This is a genomic window from Rhodococcus sp. GA1 (genome assembly GCF_024321955.1).
In the GTDB taxonomy this organism is placed as follows: Bacteria; Actinomycetota; Actinomycetes; order Mycobacteriales; family Mycobacteriaceae; genus Rhodococcus; species Rhodococcus pyridinivorans.
Genome location: NZ_CP097186.1, coordinates 282,325 through 297,081, shown reverse-complemented (window position 1 = coordinate 297,081; position 14,757 = coordinate 282,325). Strand labels below are relative to the sequence as shown.

Here is a 14,757-nt window from a genome sequence, read left to right as displayed (position 1 = left end):
CGTGGCCGAACCGCTGCGCCCCGATCGTCCCGGAGTGGACGATCCCGGCCGTGGTCGCCGCATCGCAGTCGACGTCGGGAGCGTCCGGATCGGGGTCGCCTCCAGCGACCCCGACGGGATCCTCGCCACCCCGGTCGAGACGGTGCCGCGGTCCAAGGAACGCGGACCCGACGCACCCGATATCCGGCGCATCGTCGAGATCGTTAGGGAATACGAGGCTGTTGAGGTTATCGTCGGGCTGCCGCAGACACTGCGCGGTGAGCCCGGCAAGGCTGCGAAACTGGCGAGCGACTTCGCGCGTCGACTTCGCCGTGCCTTACCCGACGTTCCCGTGCGCCTGGCCGACGAACGTTTCACGACGGTCACTGCGGCGCGCGCCCTCCGCGAGAGCGGGGTGAGTGCGCGAGGTGCGCGGCCGGTCATCGACCAGGCCGCCGCCGTGGCCATCTTGCAGGGTTGGTTGGACGAGCGGAGTTCGGTAGTGAACGAGTCGGGGCGTGACGCGGGGGACAGCCGGTGAGCCGGCACGGACGACACGACGACCATTCGGAGAACGCACGGCAGGATCTGTTCGCGGATCCCTACGCCGGTGGGTACACGGAACCTCCAGTGGATCGCACCGGATCCGAGAATCCGTATCGATCCGGATCCGAGGATCCGTATCGATCAGACCCGCGTTACCGGTACGACGATCCGTACGCATCCGACCCTCGAGGTCACGATGCATACGGGCACGACCCGTACGGCAACGACTCCCACGGCTGTGATCCGTACGGCGGTGGTGGATACGAGGGCGTCCCGAGTGGGCACCCGGAGGCCCGTCGACCCGATCCCGACGATCACGAGACCACGGTCCTGAACTTCGAGCCGGGTGTATTCGATGGCCCGCCGCCCGGTCACGCCGAACAGGGTTACGGCGAGCAGGGCTATGCCGAGCAGGGCTACGGCGACGGGGGCTACGCAGGATCCGGGTACGAGTACGAGGGGTCCATCGGCGCCGATCGCGGACACGCTCCGGCCGATCACCCCGACGGGGGACATCTCGACGAAGAGTACCCGGGCGGATACTCCTACGCCGCACGCGACGCGAGCCGGGATATCTACCGGGACGACGATCCCGCCGACGACGCGGTCGCAGCGGAGGAGGTCACCGCCGAGCAGCGTGCGGTCCCCGTCGCGGTCGGTGGTTCGGAACGCGCCGCACGCCGTGATCCGAAGGCGAGCGGGCGCAGGAAGCGCGGACGTGTCGTGGGCGCGCTCGCCGCCGCGGTGCTCCTGCTCGTCGTCGTGGGCGGCGGTTATCTCGCCTACGACCGGTTCCTCGGCACGAACCTTCCGCCGGACTTCACCGGACCTCCCGGGCCCGCCGTCGTCGTCCAGGTCAACCCGGGCGAGACCGCCGGGGAGATCGGCAGCGAGTTCGTCGACAAGGGTGTCGTCGCGAGTTCCGCCGCCTTCTACGAAGCGGCCGTGCAGAACTCGGGGATGAATTCGCTGCAACCAGGCTTCTACCAGGTGGCCACCAACATCCCGGCTGTCGACGCCGTCGCGGCCCTCGTCGACCCGGCCAGCCGGGTCGGTGCGCTCGTGATCTCCGAGGGACGTCAGCTCCACGACATCCGCGACGTCAACACCGGTGCCGTCCGCAAGGGCATCTACACGCTCATCGCCGAGGCGAGCTGCCACGGCGATCCGGCCGCCGAGAACTGCGTCACCTACGAGGAACTCGACGCGGCCGGGGCCACCCCGGACCTGCAGGCACTCGGCGTTCCGGAATGGGCACGCGACGCGGTCGCGAACGTGCCCGACCGCAGGCGGCAGCTCGAAGGCCTCATCGCCGCGGGCAGCTGGGATTTCGATCCGACGGCCGAACCCGTCGAGATCCTGGCTCGCCTCGTGTCGGAAAGTGCTGCCAGCTACGACGCGACGGGGATCACCGACGCGGCCGCACGGGTGGGGCTGACCCCGTACGAGATGCTCATCTCCGCATCGCTCGTCGAACGCGAGGCTCTGCCACAGGATTTCGCGAAGGTCGCGCGCGTGATCCTCAACCGCCTCGACATCGACCAGATGCTCCAGTTCGATTCGACCGTCAACTACGAACTCGACGAGACCGAACTCGCGACCACCGACGCCGACCGCGCGCGGGTGACCCCCTGGAACACCTACGCCATGGTCGGTCTGCCGGCGACGCCCATCTCGTCACCGAGCATCGGTGCGCTGCAGGCGATGGAGAACCCGGAACCGGGGGAATGGATCTACTTCGTGACGATCGACGACAAGGGCACCACGCTCTTCGCGAATTCCTACGAGGAGCACCTGCAGAACACCGAACTGGCACTCGCGAGCGGGATCCTCGACAGTGGCCGCTGATCCGAACGGAGGTGTCCGGAGGGCCGCGGTCCTCGGGAAACCCATCGCGCACTCGAAGTCGCCCTTGTTGCATCTCGCGGCGTACCGGGCACTCGGGCTGACCGAGTGGACCTACGAACGCATCGAATGCACCGGTGAGCAGCTGCCGGGCCTCGTGTCCTCGCTCGGTGAGGAATGGGTGGGTCTGTCCGTCACGATGCCCGGTAAGTTCGCGGCTCTCGAGTTCGCCACCGAACGCACCGAGCGGGCCGTGAGGATCGGCTCGGCGAACACCCTCGTGCGCATCGAGAACGGGTGGCGTGCCGACTGCACCGACGTCGACGGCGTGTCCGGAGCACTGCGCTCGGCCGGCGTCGGTGATCTGTCCGGCGCGTCGGCGGTCGTCGTGGGCTCGGGTGGTACCGCGCGGCCGGCGCTCGTCGGTCTCACCGACCTCGGTGTGCGCTCGGTGACCGTGGTCGCGCGGTCCGGGCAGAAGGCCCGCGCGACGTTCGATTGTCTCGGCGACGACATCGAGGCTCGGTGGTTGTCGTTCGACGCACCCGAACTGGCCCGGGTCTGCGCCGAGGCCGGTGCGCTCGTGAGCACCGTGCCCGCACCCGCGGTAGCGCCGTACACAGAAGCTCTCGCGCAGGCGCCGTGCATCCTCGATGCAATCTACGACCCTTGGCCCACGCCGCTGGCGACAGCGGCCGAGGCACGCGGTGTCCGCGTCGTCAGCGGTCTGCACATGCTCCTGAACCAGGCCTTCGGGCAGGTCGAGCAGTTCACGGGGCTGCCCGCGCCGCGCGCGGAGATGGCGCGCGCCGTCGGGCTCGACCTGAACTCTCCGCACCCGGCCTGAGAACCCGGTACGACGGGGCGCGGCCCCACCAGGACATCGGCGTCTTCGAGGTCGACGAGGCGTTCGCTCCGGTGCCCATGGCGTGGCGGAAGGAGATCGGCGCACCCGAGGACAAGCTCAACCCCAACGGTGGTGCGATCGCTCTCGGTCACCCGCTCGGGGGTTCCGGTGCCCGCATCCTCACCGACATGATCTTCCACATGCGCCGCACTAACCTCCGGTACGGCACGCAGACGATGTGCGAGGGCGGTGGCCAGGCCAACGCCACCATCGTCGAACTCGTCGCAGTAGGCCGCACCCGACACCGTCCGCTGTCCACCTGCGATGCCTGAGCGGGTGGGCAGCGGATTTCTCCGCGCAGGTGTCGAATCGGCGCCCTACCGTTCGTATAGAGGGTGAGAGGCCGGAGCCGCCGGCCGCCGAGGGGAAGGACCCCGCCATGGCGCAGTACCTGCTGAGCATCTACCAGCCCGACGGTGAACCGCCGTCACCGGAGTTCCTCGAACCGATCATGAAGAAGGTCGCGGCGTGGCAGAACGAGATCCGGGAGGCAGGGGTCTGGGTGTTCTCCGGCGGCCTTCACCCTCCGGATACGGCGACGGTCGTGCGCACGGACGAGGGGCGCACGGCGACGACCGACGGTCCGTACATCGAGGGCAAGGAGCATCTCGGTGGCTTCGACGTCATCGACGTGCCCGACCTCGACGAGGCGCTGAGGTGGGCGCGCGGTCTTGCCGACGCCACCACACTGCCCATCGAGGTGCGGCCCCTGGCGTTCGGCTCCTGCGCCGGATGACGTGCGAAGCTCGATGACCGGGCCGTCCACCGCCGACATCGCACGTGCCTTCCGTGAGGAATACGGCAGGGCGGTCGCCGTGCTCACCCGCGTCCTCGGCGACATCGACGCCGCCGAGGACGCGGTGCAGGACGCCTTCTCGACCGCCGTCGAACGATGGCCCGGGGAGGGGATCCCGCCGAGCCCGGCCGGGTGGATCATCACCACCGCCCGTCGCCGGGCGATCGACAGGGCACGGCGGGAGGCCGCACGTCCGGTCAAGCACGCCGAGGCGGACCTGCTCTACCCGACATCCGACGACGCGTTCGACTCCGGAGCGGTCGTCCCGCCCGAGATCCCCGACGATCGCCTCCGTCTGATCTTCACCTGTTGTCACCCGGCGCTCGCGCCTGCGTCGCGGGTCGCGCTGACACTGCGGCTGCTCGGCGGGCTGACCACCGCGCAGATCGCCCGAGCCTTCCTCGTGCCGGAAACGACTATGGGGCAACGGATCTCCCGAGCCAAGGGGAAGGTCCGCGACGCGCGCATCCCGTTCCGCATCCCGTCCCCGGACGAGTTTCCCGAACGCCTCGACGCGGTGCGGTCCGTGCTCTATCTCGTGTACACGGAGGGCCACACGGCGAGCACCGGACCCGAACTCGCCGATACGGACCTGTGTTCGGAGGCGGCGCGGCTGGCCCGCTTGCTGGCAGGGCTCGTTCCCGACGATCCCGAGACCACGGGACTTCTCGCCCTGATGCTCCTCGGCGAATCCCGACGCGCCGCGCGGACAGGGCGCGGCGGCGAACTCGTCCTGCTCGCAGACCAGGACCGCTCGCGGTGGGACCGCGCGCTGATCGACGAAGGACAGGCGCTCGTGCGGCGCACCCTGCGCTGGAACAGGCCGGGGCCCTACCAGATCCAGGCCGCGATCGCCGCGGTGCACGCCGACGCGCCCACCTTCGAGGACACCGATTGGGCGCAGATCGTCGCGCTCTACGACCTGCTGATGGCCGCGGATCCCACACCGGTCGTCGCGTTGCACCGGGCCGTCGCACTCGCCGAAGTGGAGGGTCCCGCAGCGGCTCTCGGGATCGTCGACCGCCTCGAGCTCGAGCGGTACCACGTCTTCCACGCCGTCCGGGCCGACCTGCTCGCCCGCCTCGGCCGGATCACCGAGGCGAGCGAGGCGTACACCACCGCCGCGGCGCGCACGGAGAACGCGGTCGAACGCGCACATCTCCTGCGTCGCCGCGACGACCTGCGGGACGCGCTCAGGTAGCCGGTGTCGTGCCGGTCGTCGTCTCGGCCTCGGGAACCCAACGCTGCCACGGCCACCGGCCGTCGATCTCCAGCTGCAGCGACCAACTCAGGAAGGTACGGATGAGCACGATGACCGCCAGCACACCCACCGACGTGAAGGTCGGCGTGACGGCGACGGTCTTGATGATGTCGGCGGCGACCAGGAATTCGAGGCCGAGCAGGATCGACCGGCCGAGATTGCGCCGGTACGGCTCGTAGATCTCCGAACCCGGCCCGCGCCGCCGCGCGGTTGCCGCGATCCACGTCGCCGCCACTGCGCCGATCACCATGACGCCGACTCCGACGACGTCGATGGCCGTGCCCACGTGTTCGAGCAGCGACGAAATCTCCATTCGACCAGAACCTTCCGACCGGAACCGACAGACTCCGGCAATCCTCGCAGGACGATCGCCGCACCGTGCGGCTTTGTCCACAGGAGGTGCGCCTGTCCACAGGACCGGGCCGGACACCGCGCGAACGCCCTGCCGGCGAGTGTGGATGGGGGATGCTCCGGGTCGTGGCAGGGGAGACGGTGGGTGAGCTCGCGATGGTGGTTCTCGGCGTGGGCGTGGGAGCGATCGTGCGCGTGGTGGCGGGAAGAACGGCCGGTCGTCGGCCGCTGCCGGGTTCGTGCGAGGCGGCATGCGCGGCAGCCGCACTCGTCGCGGTCTCGATCACCACGGGCGCGGCGGTCGTCGGAGCAGCGATGTTCGGATGGTGGTGCGTGTGCCTGAGCACCGTGGACCTGCTCGTGCGGCGTCTGCCGAACGTGCTGACGCTCGGGGGAGCGGGCACGATCCTCGGTGTGGCCGCGGCGACGGGGCACGGCCGGGCGGCGTTCGCCGGTGCACTTCTGCTCGCGGCACCGTTGTTGATCACCCACCTCGCGGTGCCGCGGTCGGTGGGTGCGGGCGACGTCAAACTCGCCCTCGGGCTCGGTGCCGTCACCGGACTCGCCGGCCCGTCGGCGGTGCTCCTCGGTGCACTGCTCCCATCCGTCCTCACCGCAGGTGCGGCCCTGTTTCTGCGGCTCCGGGAGGCCCGCCGCGGGGGTGTGCGTGCCGCTCCGCGCGTGCTTCCGCACGGACCGTCGATGTGCGCCGCCGCGGCGCTGGCGGTGATCTCGACGGGTTGACCAGGGGCGGCATGTCGAGTCGGCGGACGAACATGGAAGGATGGACCTGTGCTGCGTTGGATAACTGCTGGAGAATCCCATGGTCCCGCTCTCGTCGCGATGCTCGAGGGGATGGTCGCCGGAGTCGAGGTGACGTCGAACGACATCTCGGAGCAACTCGCGCGACGGCGACTGGGCTACGGCCGCGGCGCACGCATGAAGTTCGAGGCCGATAAGGTCACCGTGATCGGTGGCGTCCGGCACGGACGCACCCTGGGCGGCCCGATCGCGATCGAGATCGGCAACACCGAATGGCCCAAGTGGGAAACCATCATGGCCGCCGACCCGGTCGATGCCGAACTGCTCGAAGGTCAGGCGCGCAACGCGCCGCTGACCCGTCCCCGCCCCGGCCACGCCGACTTCGCGGGCATGCTCAAGTACGGCTTCGACGACGCGCGTCCCGTCCTCGAGCGCGCCAGCGCCCGGGAGACCGCAGCACGCGTGGCGGCCGGCACGGTTGCCCGGAACTTCCTGCGCCAGGCGTTCGGCGCCGAGGTCGTCTCGCATGTCATCTCCATCGGCGCATCCGATCCCTATGTCGGCCCCGAACCCGGTGCCGACGATCTCGCCGCGATCGACGCGAGCCCAGTGCGTGCCTACGACAAGGCCGCCGAGGAATCCATGATCGCCGAGATCGAGGCCGCCAAGCGCGACGGCGACACCCTCGGCGGAATCGTCGAGGTCGTGGTGCACGGGCTGCCCGTGGGCCTCGGTTCGTTCGTCAGCGGTGCCGATCGCCTCGACGCGCGACTGGCCGCGGCCCTCATGGGGATCCAGGCCATCAAGGGTGTCGAGGTCGGCGACGGCTTCGAGACCGCGCGTCGCCGCGGCAGCGCTGCCCACGACGAGATGAAGCCCGGCCTCGACGGTGTGCTCCGCTCGAGCAACCGCGCCGGCGGCATCGAAGGTGGCATGACCAACGGTGAGGCCCTGCGCGTGCGGGCGGCGATGAAGCCGATCTCGACCGTGCCGCGCGCCCTGTCGACGGTCGACATGACCACCGGCGACGAGGCCGTCGCGATCCACCAGCGTTCCGACGTGTGCGCGGTGCCCGCGGCGGGTGTCGTCGCCGAGGCGATGGTCGCCCTCGTCGTCGCGCAGGCCGCCCTCGAGAAGTTCGGCGGCGACTCGCTCGCCGAGACCGTGAGCAACATCGACCACTACCTGAAGGGCATCGCGGCGCGGCCGCCGCGGTGATCGCATGTCGCCTCGCCTGGTACTCATCGGCCCGCCGGGAGCGGGCAAGTCGACGATCGGTCGTCGGGTCGCGAACGCGCTCGAGCTGCCGTTGCTCGACACCGACGCCGAGATCGAGCGTGTGACCGGCCGGACCATCCCCGACATCTTCTCCCAGGACGGCGAACCGGCCTTCCGGGAGACCGAGGAAGAGGTGGTCGCGCGCGCCCTCGACACCCACGACGGTGTGGTGTCCCTGGGCGGGGGAGCGATCCTTTCGGAGCGCACCCGCGCGCGACTGGCCGGACACACCGTCGTCTATCTCGAGATCAGCGTGGCGGAAGGACTGCGTCGCACCGGCGCGGTCGGCGCCGCCGGAACCAGGCCGTTGCTGGCCGGTGGTGATCCGGCCCAGAAATACCGCGACCTCATGCGTCGCCGCCGCCCGCTGTACCGGCAGGCGGCGACCATCCGGGTGCGCACCGACGGCCGCAGCCCCGGGCGGGTCGTCCAGCAGGTGCTCGCCAAACTCGAAGCGGCGGACGCCGCGACCAGCCAGACCATCAGCGAGGATCGGAGCCCCACACCGTGACCGAACCGGTACGCATCGACGTCGAGACCGCCCAGCCCTATCCGGTGATCATCGGCCGGGGACTGCTCGGTGACGTCGTCGAAGAACTGTCCGGCACGCGGACCGTCGCGATCTTCCACCAGCCGACGCTCACCGCGACGGCCGAGGCCGTGCGGGAGGCGCTCGCCGAGACCGGCATCGACGCCCACCGCATCGAGATCCCCGACGCCGAGGACGGCAAGGAGCTGGCCGTCGCCGGATTCTGCTGGGAGGTGCTCGGCCGCATCGGCTTGACCCGTTCGGACGCCGTCATCAGCCTCGGCGGCGGTGCCGCCACCGACCTCGCGGGTTTCGTGGCCGCGACGTGGATGCGCGGCGTGCGGGTCTACCACATCCCCACCACGCTGCTGGCGATGGTCGACGCCGCGGTGGGCGGCAAGACCGGCATCAACACCGAGGCGGGCAAGAACCTCGTCGGTTCGTTCCATGAGCCCTCGGCGGTCTTCGTCGACCTTGCGACCCTCGAGACGGTGCCGCGCAACGAGATCGTGGCCGGACTCGCCGAGGTGATCAAGACCGGCTTCATCGCCGATCCGGTGATCCTCGACCTGATCGAGGCGAACCCCGAGGCCGCGCTCGATCCTGCCGGGACGGTGCTGCCCGAGCTGATCCGTCGATCGGTCGAGGTCAAGGCGAAGGTGGTCGCGGCCGACCTCAAGGAGTCGAGCCTGCGCGAGATCCTCAACTACGGTCACACCCTCGGCCACGCCATCGAGCGCCGCGAGCGGTACCGCTGGCGTCACGGCGCCGCCGTATCGGTGGGCCTGGTCTTCGCCGCCGAACTCGGCCGGCTTGCAGGGCGTCTCGACGACGCCACCGCCGACCGGCACCGCGCGATCCTCGAATCCGTGGGCCTGCCCACCACCTACGATCCCGATGTCTTCGCCGACCTGCTCAAGGGCATGCAGACCGACAAGAAGAACCGCGCCGGCATGCTCCGGTTCGTCGTCCTCGACGGGCTCGCGAAGCCCGGCAGGCTCGAAGGACCCGACCCGACCCTGCTCGCGGCGGCCTACTCCGAGGTCGCGCGCCAGGGCAAGGCCGACGCGGGAACCGTACTGCTCTGACCGCCGCCTGGTCGACCGCCTGGTTCTATGCGGGCGGTCTCCACGACGGGTCGCGCCCGGTGAGTCCGATCAGGCGTTCCAGCGGCGGGGCGTCGTCGCCCACCCGTACGGCCGGACCGAACAGTCCGCCCCCGTCGGCGACGCGTTCCTCGTCGGTGATGCTCTCCGCGAAGGCGGTACACGCGGCGATCTCGTCGGGCTCGCAGGAGTACTGCTGTCCCGTGGCCACGGCGAGATCCCAGCCGTGTACGACGAGTTCGTCGAGCGTGACGAGTCCGGCGACCGGCGCGGGCAGGTCGAGGCCGCCTGCGCGCGTCATGCCCTCCCAGGCCTCGCGATCGCTCCACGCTCCGCGGAGGTCGCCGAGCCGGTCGGGAACGAGACGCCGCCAGTCCGGCGTCAGTTCGCTCGTGAGTTGCGGGGGAGTGTCGGTGTACAGGCCGATGTCCTTGCGGGCCGCGGCCGTGAACGCAAGCGACAGGCCCAGCACGTGGTCGACGAGTGCACCGACGGAGGTCTCGGAACACGGTGTGGGCCCCGACAACTGTGCGTCGTCGATTCCCGTCAGGATGCGCTCCATGCGGCGGGTCGCGGGAGTCAGGTCGAGTGTCTCGGTGGTGTCGGTCATGGTCGGCTCCTCGAGGTCGGCTACCTCTACTGACCGTCACAACCCGGAAAACTGAGCACCCGCCCCCGATGTGCGGGGGCGGGTGGTCTCACTGCTGTGGTTTCGCTACTCGGGTCTCACTGTTTCGGATCGATCCTCGGGAACACCTCGGTGGGCGAGTCGTCGCTGCGCCAGGCGGGATCGGCCTGCTGCGCGGAATTCGCGGACGCCGAACCCGCCGACGCGGCCGCTCCGACGCCTGCGGGCGCGTGGTGCTCGCGGTGGACGGACCAGTCGTCGTCGCGGGCGGCCTTGCGCTCGTTCCGGCGCGCGAAGAACCGGCCCAGCGTCACCGCCGCCATCGCCGGCAGGAATACCAGAAGCACGGTGAACGCGGCACCGGAGGTGATCTCGAAGAACAGGGACGTCACACCCACCGGCATCGGGGTGACGGTGTCGACGAGCCAGGTGAGGACCCCGCCGACCAGGCCGGTGACCGCACCGGCGGCGAGCCAGCGCATCGTCAGGTCGTCGCCCTCGTCGGCGTCGGGATGGGCGCGGTGGTCGCGGATGCCGTCGAGACCGGCCCAGACGAACGCTGCGACGACCACCACGGCGAAGCCCAGCCAGCGCAGTACCGATCCCTGCAACGGCCACTGGATGAGAGCGGCACCGAGCAGGACGCGCACGACCACGTGGACCAGGGCGAGCCCGAGTCCGCGGAGCAACCAGGGTTTCATGTACCTCAGCGTAACGGGTGGCGAAGCCGACAGTGTGTCCCGTCCCACAGCCGTGATCGCGGTAGGTTGAGCGATATGTCTGCCGACCACGCCTCCCGCCGTCGAGCGCTGCGTGCGCTGCTCGCCGAACGCGAACTCGATGCGCTGCTGGTGACCGATCTGACCGGTATCCGCTACCTCACGGGCTTCACGGGATCCAACGCGGCGCTGATCGTCTCCACCGAGGACGACGAGAACGAGACGCGCACCGTCATCTGCACCGACGGCCGCTACGTCACGCAGGTGGGGGAGCAGGTCCCCGACCTGCGGGCCGTGATCGCCCGGTCGTCGGCCGCTCACCTCGTCACCGAGTTCGGAACAGGTTCTGCGCGTTGGGGATTCGAGAGTCACGTCGTCACGGTCGACGAACGGTCGCGGTGGGGCGAGCTCGGCGTGTCCGTCCGCTTCGTTCCCGCTCCCGGGCTCGTCGAACACCTGCGGGCCGTGAAGGACGAACATGAGATCGGTCTGTTGCGCGAGGCATGCGGTGCGGCCGATCGCGCACTGGCGGACCTCATCGCGGCGGGCGGTCTGCGTCCGGGTCGAACCGAGAAGGAGGTCGCCCGCGACCTCGAATGGCGCATGTTCGAGCACGGTGCCGACGGCATCTCCTTCGAGACGATCGTCGCCGCCGGTGCCAATTCGGCGATCCCGCACCATCGCCCGACCGGCGCGGTCCTCGCGGAGGGCGACTTCGTGAAACTCGACTTCGGGGCGCAGATCGGCGGTTACCACTCCGACATGACGCGCACCTACGTGCTGAGCCGCGTCGCGGACTGGCAGCGCGACCTGTACGAGCTGGTCCTGCGCGCGCAGCAGGCCGGACGCGAGGCGCTCGCGCCCGGTGTCGACTGTGCCGCGGTGGACGCCGCCGCGCGCACCGTGATCGCCGAGGCCGGCTACGCCGACCTGTTCCTGCACGGGCTGGGCCACGGAGTCGGCCTCGAGATCCACGAAGCGCCCGGAATCGGCGCCGCGGCGACCGGTACACTTGTCGCCGGTGCGGCGGTGACCGTCGAGCCGGGCGTGTACTTCTCGGGGCGCGGAGGCGTGCGGATCGAAGACACGCTCGTGGTGCGGGAGCATACTCCGGAGTTGCTCACGCTCACCGACAAGACATTGACCGTCGTTTGAGGGCGGTTCCTCGACCCTAGGAGACACGAACCAAGTGGCTGATACCAGTGACTTCAAGAACGGCCTCGTTCTGAAAATCGACGGACAGCTCTGGCAGATCATCGAGTTCCAGCACGTCAAGCCGGGCAAGGGCCCTGCTTTCGTGCGCACGAAGCTCAAGAATGTGACGTCGGGCAAGACCGTCGACAAGACCTGGAATGCCGGTGTCAAGGTCGAGACCGCCACCGTCGATCGCCGCGACATGACCTACCTCTACAACGACGGCACCGACTACGTCTTCATGGACGGCGAGACCTACGACCAGATCACCATCTCGCCCGAGCTGCTCGGCGACAGCGCCAACTTCCTGCTCGAGAACATGCCCGTGCAGGTCGCCACGCACGAGGACGTCCCGCTGTTCGTCGAGCTCCCGGTCACGGTCGAGCTCGTCGTCCAGCACACCGATCCGGGCCTGCAGGGCGACCGCTCCACCGGCGGCACCAAGCCCGCGACCCTCGAGACCGGCGCCGAGATCCAGGTCCCGCTGTTCATCAACACCGGCGACAAGCTCAAGGTCGATTCCCGCGACGGCAGCTACCTCGGGCGAGTGAATTCCTGAGTGTCCGGTAACCAGAAGAAGCTCGGGGCCCGCCACAAGGCCCGCAAGCGCGCCGTGGACCTGCTCTTCGAGGCCGAGGCCCGCGACGTGCACCCCGTCGACCTCGCCGCCGATCGCGTCGAACTCGCGATCGACGACGACCAGGTCGCGCCGGTGCCGGCATACGCGCAGACCATCGTCCGCGGTGTCGCCGACAACCTCGACGAGACCGACCGAGTGATCGCCGATCACCTGCACGAATGGACGCTGGACCGCCTTCCCGCCGTCGACCGCGCGATCCTGCGCATCGCGGTGTGGGAGCTCTTCCACGCGACCGACGTGCCGCCCGTGGTGGCCGTCGACGAGGCGGTCGAGCTGGCGAAGCAGCTGTCCACCGACGATTCGCCGGCCTTCGTCAACGGGGTGCTGGGTCAGATCGTCACTGTCGCCGACCAGGTGCGTGCAGCAGCCGCTGCCACCCTCGCCCGGCCGGCGCAGGAGTCGCAGGATCAGGGCTCGAACGAGTCCTGACTTCGTCACCCTTCTCGGGTGAGCGACGACACGAGGCACCGTGAGCGGGCCCGGTGGGAAGACTCCCGCCGGGCCCGCTCACGCATCCGGGCCTGTGTTGCGCTTCACCCGTCATCCGTGCCGGGGCGGACGTCGACGCTGATAGGCTCGACAACTGTCAGGCATCCTTTAACGATCCGTCCAGTGAGGCGGAGAAGGAGGTCGCTGTATGGCCGTGTCCGAGGACGGGTCCACAGCTTCTACCCCCACTACGTCTTCCGGTACCGGCGTGCCGGCGCGTGAGCTGCTCTCCGCTGCCGACGTCCACCGGACGATCTCCCGCATCGCACACCAGATCATCGAGAAGACCGCTCTCGACACCCCCGAGGACGCACCGCGCGTCGTGCTCCTGGGCATCCCCACCCGCGGGATCACCCTCGCCCAACGCCTCGCCGACCGCATCGAGGAATTCGCCGGCGTCCGTGTCCCGGTCGGCTCGCTCGACATCACGCTCTACCGCGACGACCTCCGCACGAAGCCGCACCGCCCGCTGGAGCGCACCTCGGTGCCCGAGGGCGGCGTCGACAACACCCTCGTCGTCCTCGTCGACGACGTCCTGTTCTCGGGACGCTCCGTCCGCGCCGCGCTCGACGCCCTGCGCGATCTCGGACGACCCCGCGCGGTGCAACTCGCGGTCCTCGTCGACCGCGGCCACCGCGAACTGCCGCTGCGGGCCGACTACGTCGGCAAGAACGTCCCCACCGCGCGCAGCGAGGACGTCCGCGTGCTGCTGACCGAACACGACGGGCGCGACGCCGTCGAGATCTCCGGAGGCAAGTCCCAGTGAAACACCTGCTCACCATCGCGGATCTGACGAAGGACTCCGCGACGGGGCTTCTCGACGAGGCCGAGCGGTTCGAGCAGGCACTGCTCGGGCGTGAGGTGCGCAAGCTCCCCACGCTGCGCGGCCGCACCATCATGACCGTCTTCTACGAGAACTCCACCCGCACCCGCGTGTCCTTCGAGGTCGCCGGCAAGTGGATGAGCGCCGACGTCATCAACGTCTCGGCGTCCAGTTCGTCGGTGAAGAAGGGCGAATCGCTGCGCGACACCGCGCTGACCCTGCACGCCGCCGGCGCCGACGCGCTGGTGGTCCGTCACTCCGCCTCCGGTGCCGCGCACCGGATCGCGCAGTGGACCAACGAATCCGGCTCCGGACCGGCCGTGGTCAACGCCGGCGACGGTACCCACGAACATCCCACTCAGGCGTTGCTCGACGCGCTCACCCTGCGCCAGCGTCTCGGCTCGATCGAAGGCCGCCGGATCGGCATCGTCGGCGACGTGCTGCACAGCCGTGTCGCCCGGTCGAACGCGCTGCTGCTGAGCATGCTCGGCGCCGAGGTCGTGCTCGTCGCTCCCCGCACCCTGCTGCCGGTGGGGGTGGAGACCTGGCCGGTGACGGTCGCCGATTCGCTCGAAGCCGAACTTCCCACCCTCGACGCGGTCATGATGCTGCGGGTGCAGGCCGAGCGCATGAACGGCGGGTTCTTCCCGTCCGCCCGCGAGTACTCGATTCGATACGGACTCAACGCCAAGCGCGCGGCATTGCTGCCGGAGCACGCCGTGATCCTGCATCCCGGCCCGATGCTCCGCGGCATGGAGATCGGCTTCCCCGTCGCCGACGCCCCGCAGAGCGCTGTGCTGCAGCAGGTGAGCAACGGTGTCCACGTGCGGATGGCGGTGCTCTTCCGTCTGCTCGTGGGCACGGAAGGGAGCCTGTCGTGACCCACACTTCCCATCCGGGAGAC

Annotated in this window: 17 protein-coding genes and 1 pseudogene; 15 read left to right on the top strand and 3 right to left on the bottom strand. The window is 69.6% G+C overall.

From position 1 onward, the window contains the following. The first annotated feature begins 1 nt into the window (after window position 1). The 6 genes and pseudogenes from ruvX (at window position 2) to M3330_RS01415 (ending at window position 5,274) form a co-directional block, all read left to right on the top strand. Window positions 2-520: a Holliday junction resolvase RuvX gene (ruvX, locus tag M3330_RS01440; protein WP_006551427.1), complete on the top strand. Its 519-nt coding sequence runs from the start codon at window positions 2-4 to the stop codon at window positions 518-520. Beyond that, window positions 517-2,373 (top strand): endolytic transglycosylase MltG, encoded by a 1,857-nt coding sequence (gene mltG, locus M3330_RS01435; protein WP_255026767.1) that lies wholly within the window; start codon window positions 517-519, stop codon window positions 2,371-2,373. The genes ruvX and mltG overlap by 4 nt, the downstream gene beginning before the upstream one ends. Continuing rightward, window positions 2,363-3,217 carry a shikimate dehydrogenase gene (locus M3330_RS01430; RefSeq protein ID WP_255026766.1) on the top strand — a complete coding sequence of 285 codons (855 nt, stop codon included), beginning with the start codon at window positions 2,363-2,365 and terminating at the stop codon, window positions 3,215-3,217. Before mltG ends, M3330_RS01430 begins: the two co-directional genes overlap by 11 nt. Before the next feature lie 35 nt (window positions 3,218-3,252). Further along, window positions 3,253-3,549, top strand: a pseudogene (locus M3330_RS01425) (hypothetical protein); the annotation flags it as partial. A gap of 107 nt (window positions 3,550-3,656) precedes the next feature. Next, a complete protein-coding gene (locus M3330_RS01420; protein ID WP_006551431.1) occupies window positions 3,657-4,013 on the top strand; it encodes a YciI family protein in 357 nt (118 codons plus the stop codon). A gap of 13 nt (window positions 4,014-4,026) precedes the next feature. Then, window positions 4,027-5,274 carry an RNA polymerase sigma factor gene (locus M3330_RS01415; protein ID WP_255026763.1) on the top strand — a complete coding sequence of 416 codons (1,248 nt, stop codon included), beginning with the start codon at window positions 4,027-4,029 and terminating at the stop codon, window positions 5,272-5,274. On the opposite strand, the gene M3330_RS01410 is transcribed toward M3330_RS01415, so the two are convergent. Next, complete coding sequence (locus M3330_RS01410) at window positions 5,267-5,647, bottom strand: DUF1622 domain-containing protein (protein ID WP_255026761.1); 381 nt, start codon at window positions 5,645-5,647, stop codon at window positions 5,267-5,269. The genes M3330_RS01415 and M3330_RS01410 overlap by 8 nt on opposite strands. Before the next feature lie 164 nt (window positions 5,648-5,811). On the opposite strand from M3330_RS01410, the gene M3330_RS01405 reads away from it, so the two are divergent. From M3330_RS01405 to aroB, 4 genes are read left to right on the top strand one after another with little or no spacing between them, the layout of a single operon-like run. Then, window positions 5,812-6,429 carry an A24 family peptidase gene (locus M3330_RS01405; RefSeq protein ID WP_230809452.1) on the top strand — a complete coding sequence of 206 codons (618 nt, stop codon included), beginning with the start codon at window positions 5,812-5,814 and terminating at the stop codon, window positions 6,427-6,429. 48 nt (window positions 6,430-6,477) lie between these two features. Next, window positions 6,478-7,665 (top strand): chorismate synthase, encoded by a 1,188-nt coding sequence (gene aroC / locus M3330_RS01400; protein WP_006551435.1) that lies wholly within the window; start codon window positions 6,478-6,480, stop codon window positions 7,663-7,665. Window positions 7,666-7,669: 4 nt separating this feature from the next. Beyond that, the gene (locus M3330_RS01395) at window positions 7,670-8,236 is read left to right on the top strand and encodes a shikimate kinase (RefSeq protein ID WP_006551436.1); all 567 of its coding nucleotides are present in this window, start codon (window positions 7,670-7,672) and stop codon (window positions 8,234-8,236) included. Further along, window positions 8,233-9,342 (top strand): 3-dehydroquinate synthase, encoded by a 1,110-nt coding sequence (gene aroB, locus M3330_RS01390; RefSeq protein ID WP_255026760.1) that lies wholly within the window; start codon window positions 8,233-8,235, stop codon window positions 9,340-9,342. The genes M3330_RS01395 and aroB overlap by 4 nt, the downstream gene beginning before the upstream one ends. Before the next feature lie 25 nt (window positions 9,343-9,367). Here the strand turns inward: aroB and M3330_RS01385 are convergent, their stop codons facing one another. Both M3330_RS01385 and M3330_RS01380 read right to left on the bottom strand, forming a co-directional pair. Continuing rightward, a complete protein-coding gene (locus M3330_RS01385; protein WP_120282414.1) occupies window positions 9,368-9,970 on the bottom strand; it encodes a TIGR03086 family metal-binding protein in 603 nt (200 codons plus the stop codon). Window positions 9,971-10,086: 116 nt separating this feature from the next. Then, complete coding sequence (locus M3330_RS01380) at window positions 10,087-10,689, bottom strand: B-4DMT family transporter (protein WP_219130311.1); 603 nt, start codon at window positions 10,687-10,689, stop codon at window positions 10,087-10,089. 75 nt (window positions 10,690-10,764) lie between these two features. Here M3330_RS01380 and M3330_RS01375 point away from each other — a divergent pair, with 75 nt between their 5' ends. The 5 genes from M3330_RS01375 (at window position 10,765) to M3330_RS01355 (ending at window position 14,734) form a co-directional block, all read left to right on the top strand. Next, window positions 10,765-11,862: a Xaa-Pro peptidase family protein gene (locus M3330_RS01375; protein WP_255026758.1), complete on the top strand. Its 1,098-nt coding sequence runs from the start codon at window positions 10,765-10,767 to the stop codon at window positions 11,860-11,862. Window positions 11,863-11,896: 34 nt separating this feature from the next. Beyond that, entirely contained in the window at window positions 11,897-12,460 is a 564-nt protein-coding gene (gene efp / locus M3330_RS01370) for an elongation factor P (protein ID WP_006551441.1), read from the top strand. Continuing rightward, window positions 12,461-12,970, top strand: coding sequence for a transcription antitermination factor NusB (gene nusB, locus M3330_RS01365; RefSeq protein WP_255026754.1), 510 nt, complete (start codon window positions 12,461-12,463; stop codon window positions 12,968-12,970). A gap of 208 nt (window positions 12,971-13,178) precedes the next feature. Beyond that, the gene (gene pyrR, locus M3330_RS01360) at window positions 13,179-13,796 is read left to right on the top strand and encodes a bifunctional pyr operon transcriptional regulator/uracil phosphoribosyltransferase PyrR (protein ID WP_024100783.1); all 618 of its coding nucleotides are present in this window, start codon (window positions 13,179-13,181) and stop codon (window positions 13,794-13,796) included. Beyond that, the gene (locus M3330_RS01355) at window positions 13,793-14,734 is read left to right on the top strand and encodes an aspartate carbamoyltransferase catalytic subunit (protein ID WP_006551444.1); all 942 of its coding nucleotides are present in this window, start codon (window positions 13,793-13,795) and stop codon (window positions 14,732-14,734) included. The genes pyrR and M3330_RS01355 overlap by 4 nt, the downstream gene beginning before the upstream one ends. The last annotated feature ends 23 nt before the right edge of the window (window positions 14,735-14,757 follow it).

Excerpts from the sequence above, each read along its gene's own strand:
- pyrR (WP_024100783.1), top strand. The coding sequence starts at position 13,179 with ATGGCCGTGTCCGAGGACGGGTCCACAGCTTCTACCCCCACTACGTCT.
- M3330_RS01375 (WP_255026758.1), top strand. The coding sequence starts at position 10,765 with ATGTCTGCCGACCACGCCTCCCGCCGTCGAGCGCTGCGTGCGCTGCTC.
- M3330_RS01385 (WP_120282414.1), bottom strand. The coding sequence starts at position 9,970 with ATGACCGACACCACCGAGACACTCGACCTGACTCCCGCGACCCGCCGC.
- M3330_RS01420 (WP_006551431.1), top strand. The coding sequence starts at position 3,657 with ATGGCGCAGTACCTGCTGAGCATCTACCAGCCCGACGGTGAACCGCCG.
- M3330_RS01395 (WP_006551436.1), top strand. The coding sequence starts at position 7,670 with ATGTCGCCTCGCCTGGTACTCATCGGCCCGCCGGGAGCGGGCAAGTCG.
- M3330_RS01410 (WP_255026761.1), bottom strand. The coding sequence starts at position 5,647 with ATGGAGATTTCGTCGCTGCTCGAACACGTGGGCACGGCCATCGACGTC.
- M3330_RS01380 (WP_219130311.1), bottom strand. The coding sequence starts at position 10,689 with ATGAAACCCTGGTTGCTCCGCGGACTCGGGCTCGCCCTGGTCCACGTG.
- M3330_RS01415 (WP_255026763.1), top strand. The coding sequence starts at position 4,027 with ATGACCGGGCCGTCCACCGCCGACATCGCACGTGCCTTCCGTGAGGAA.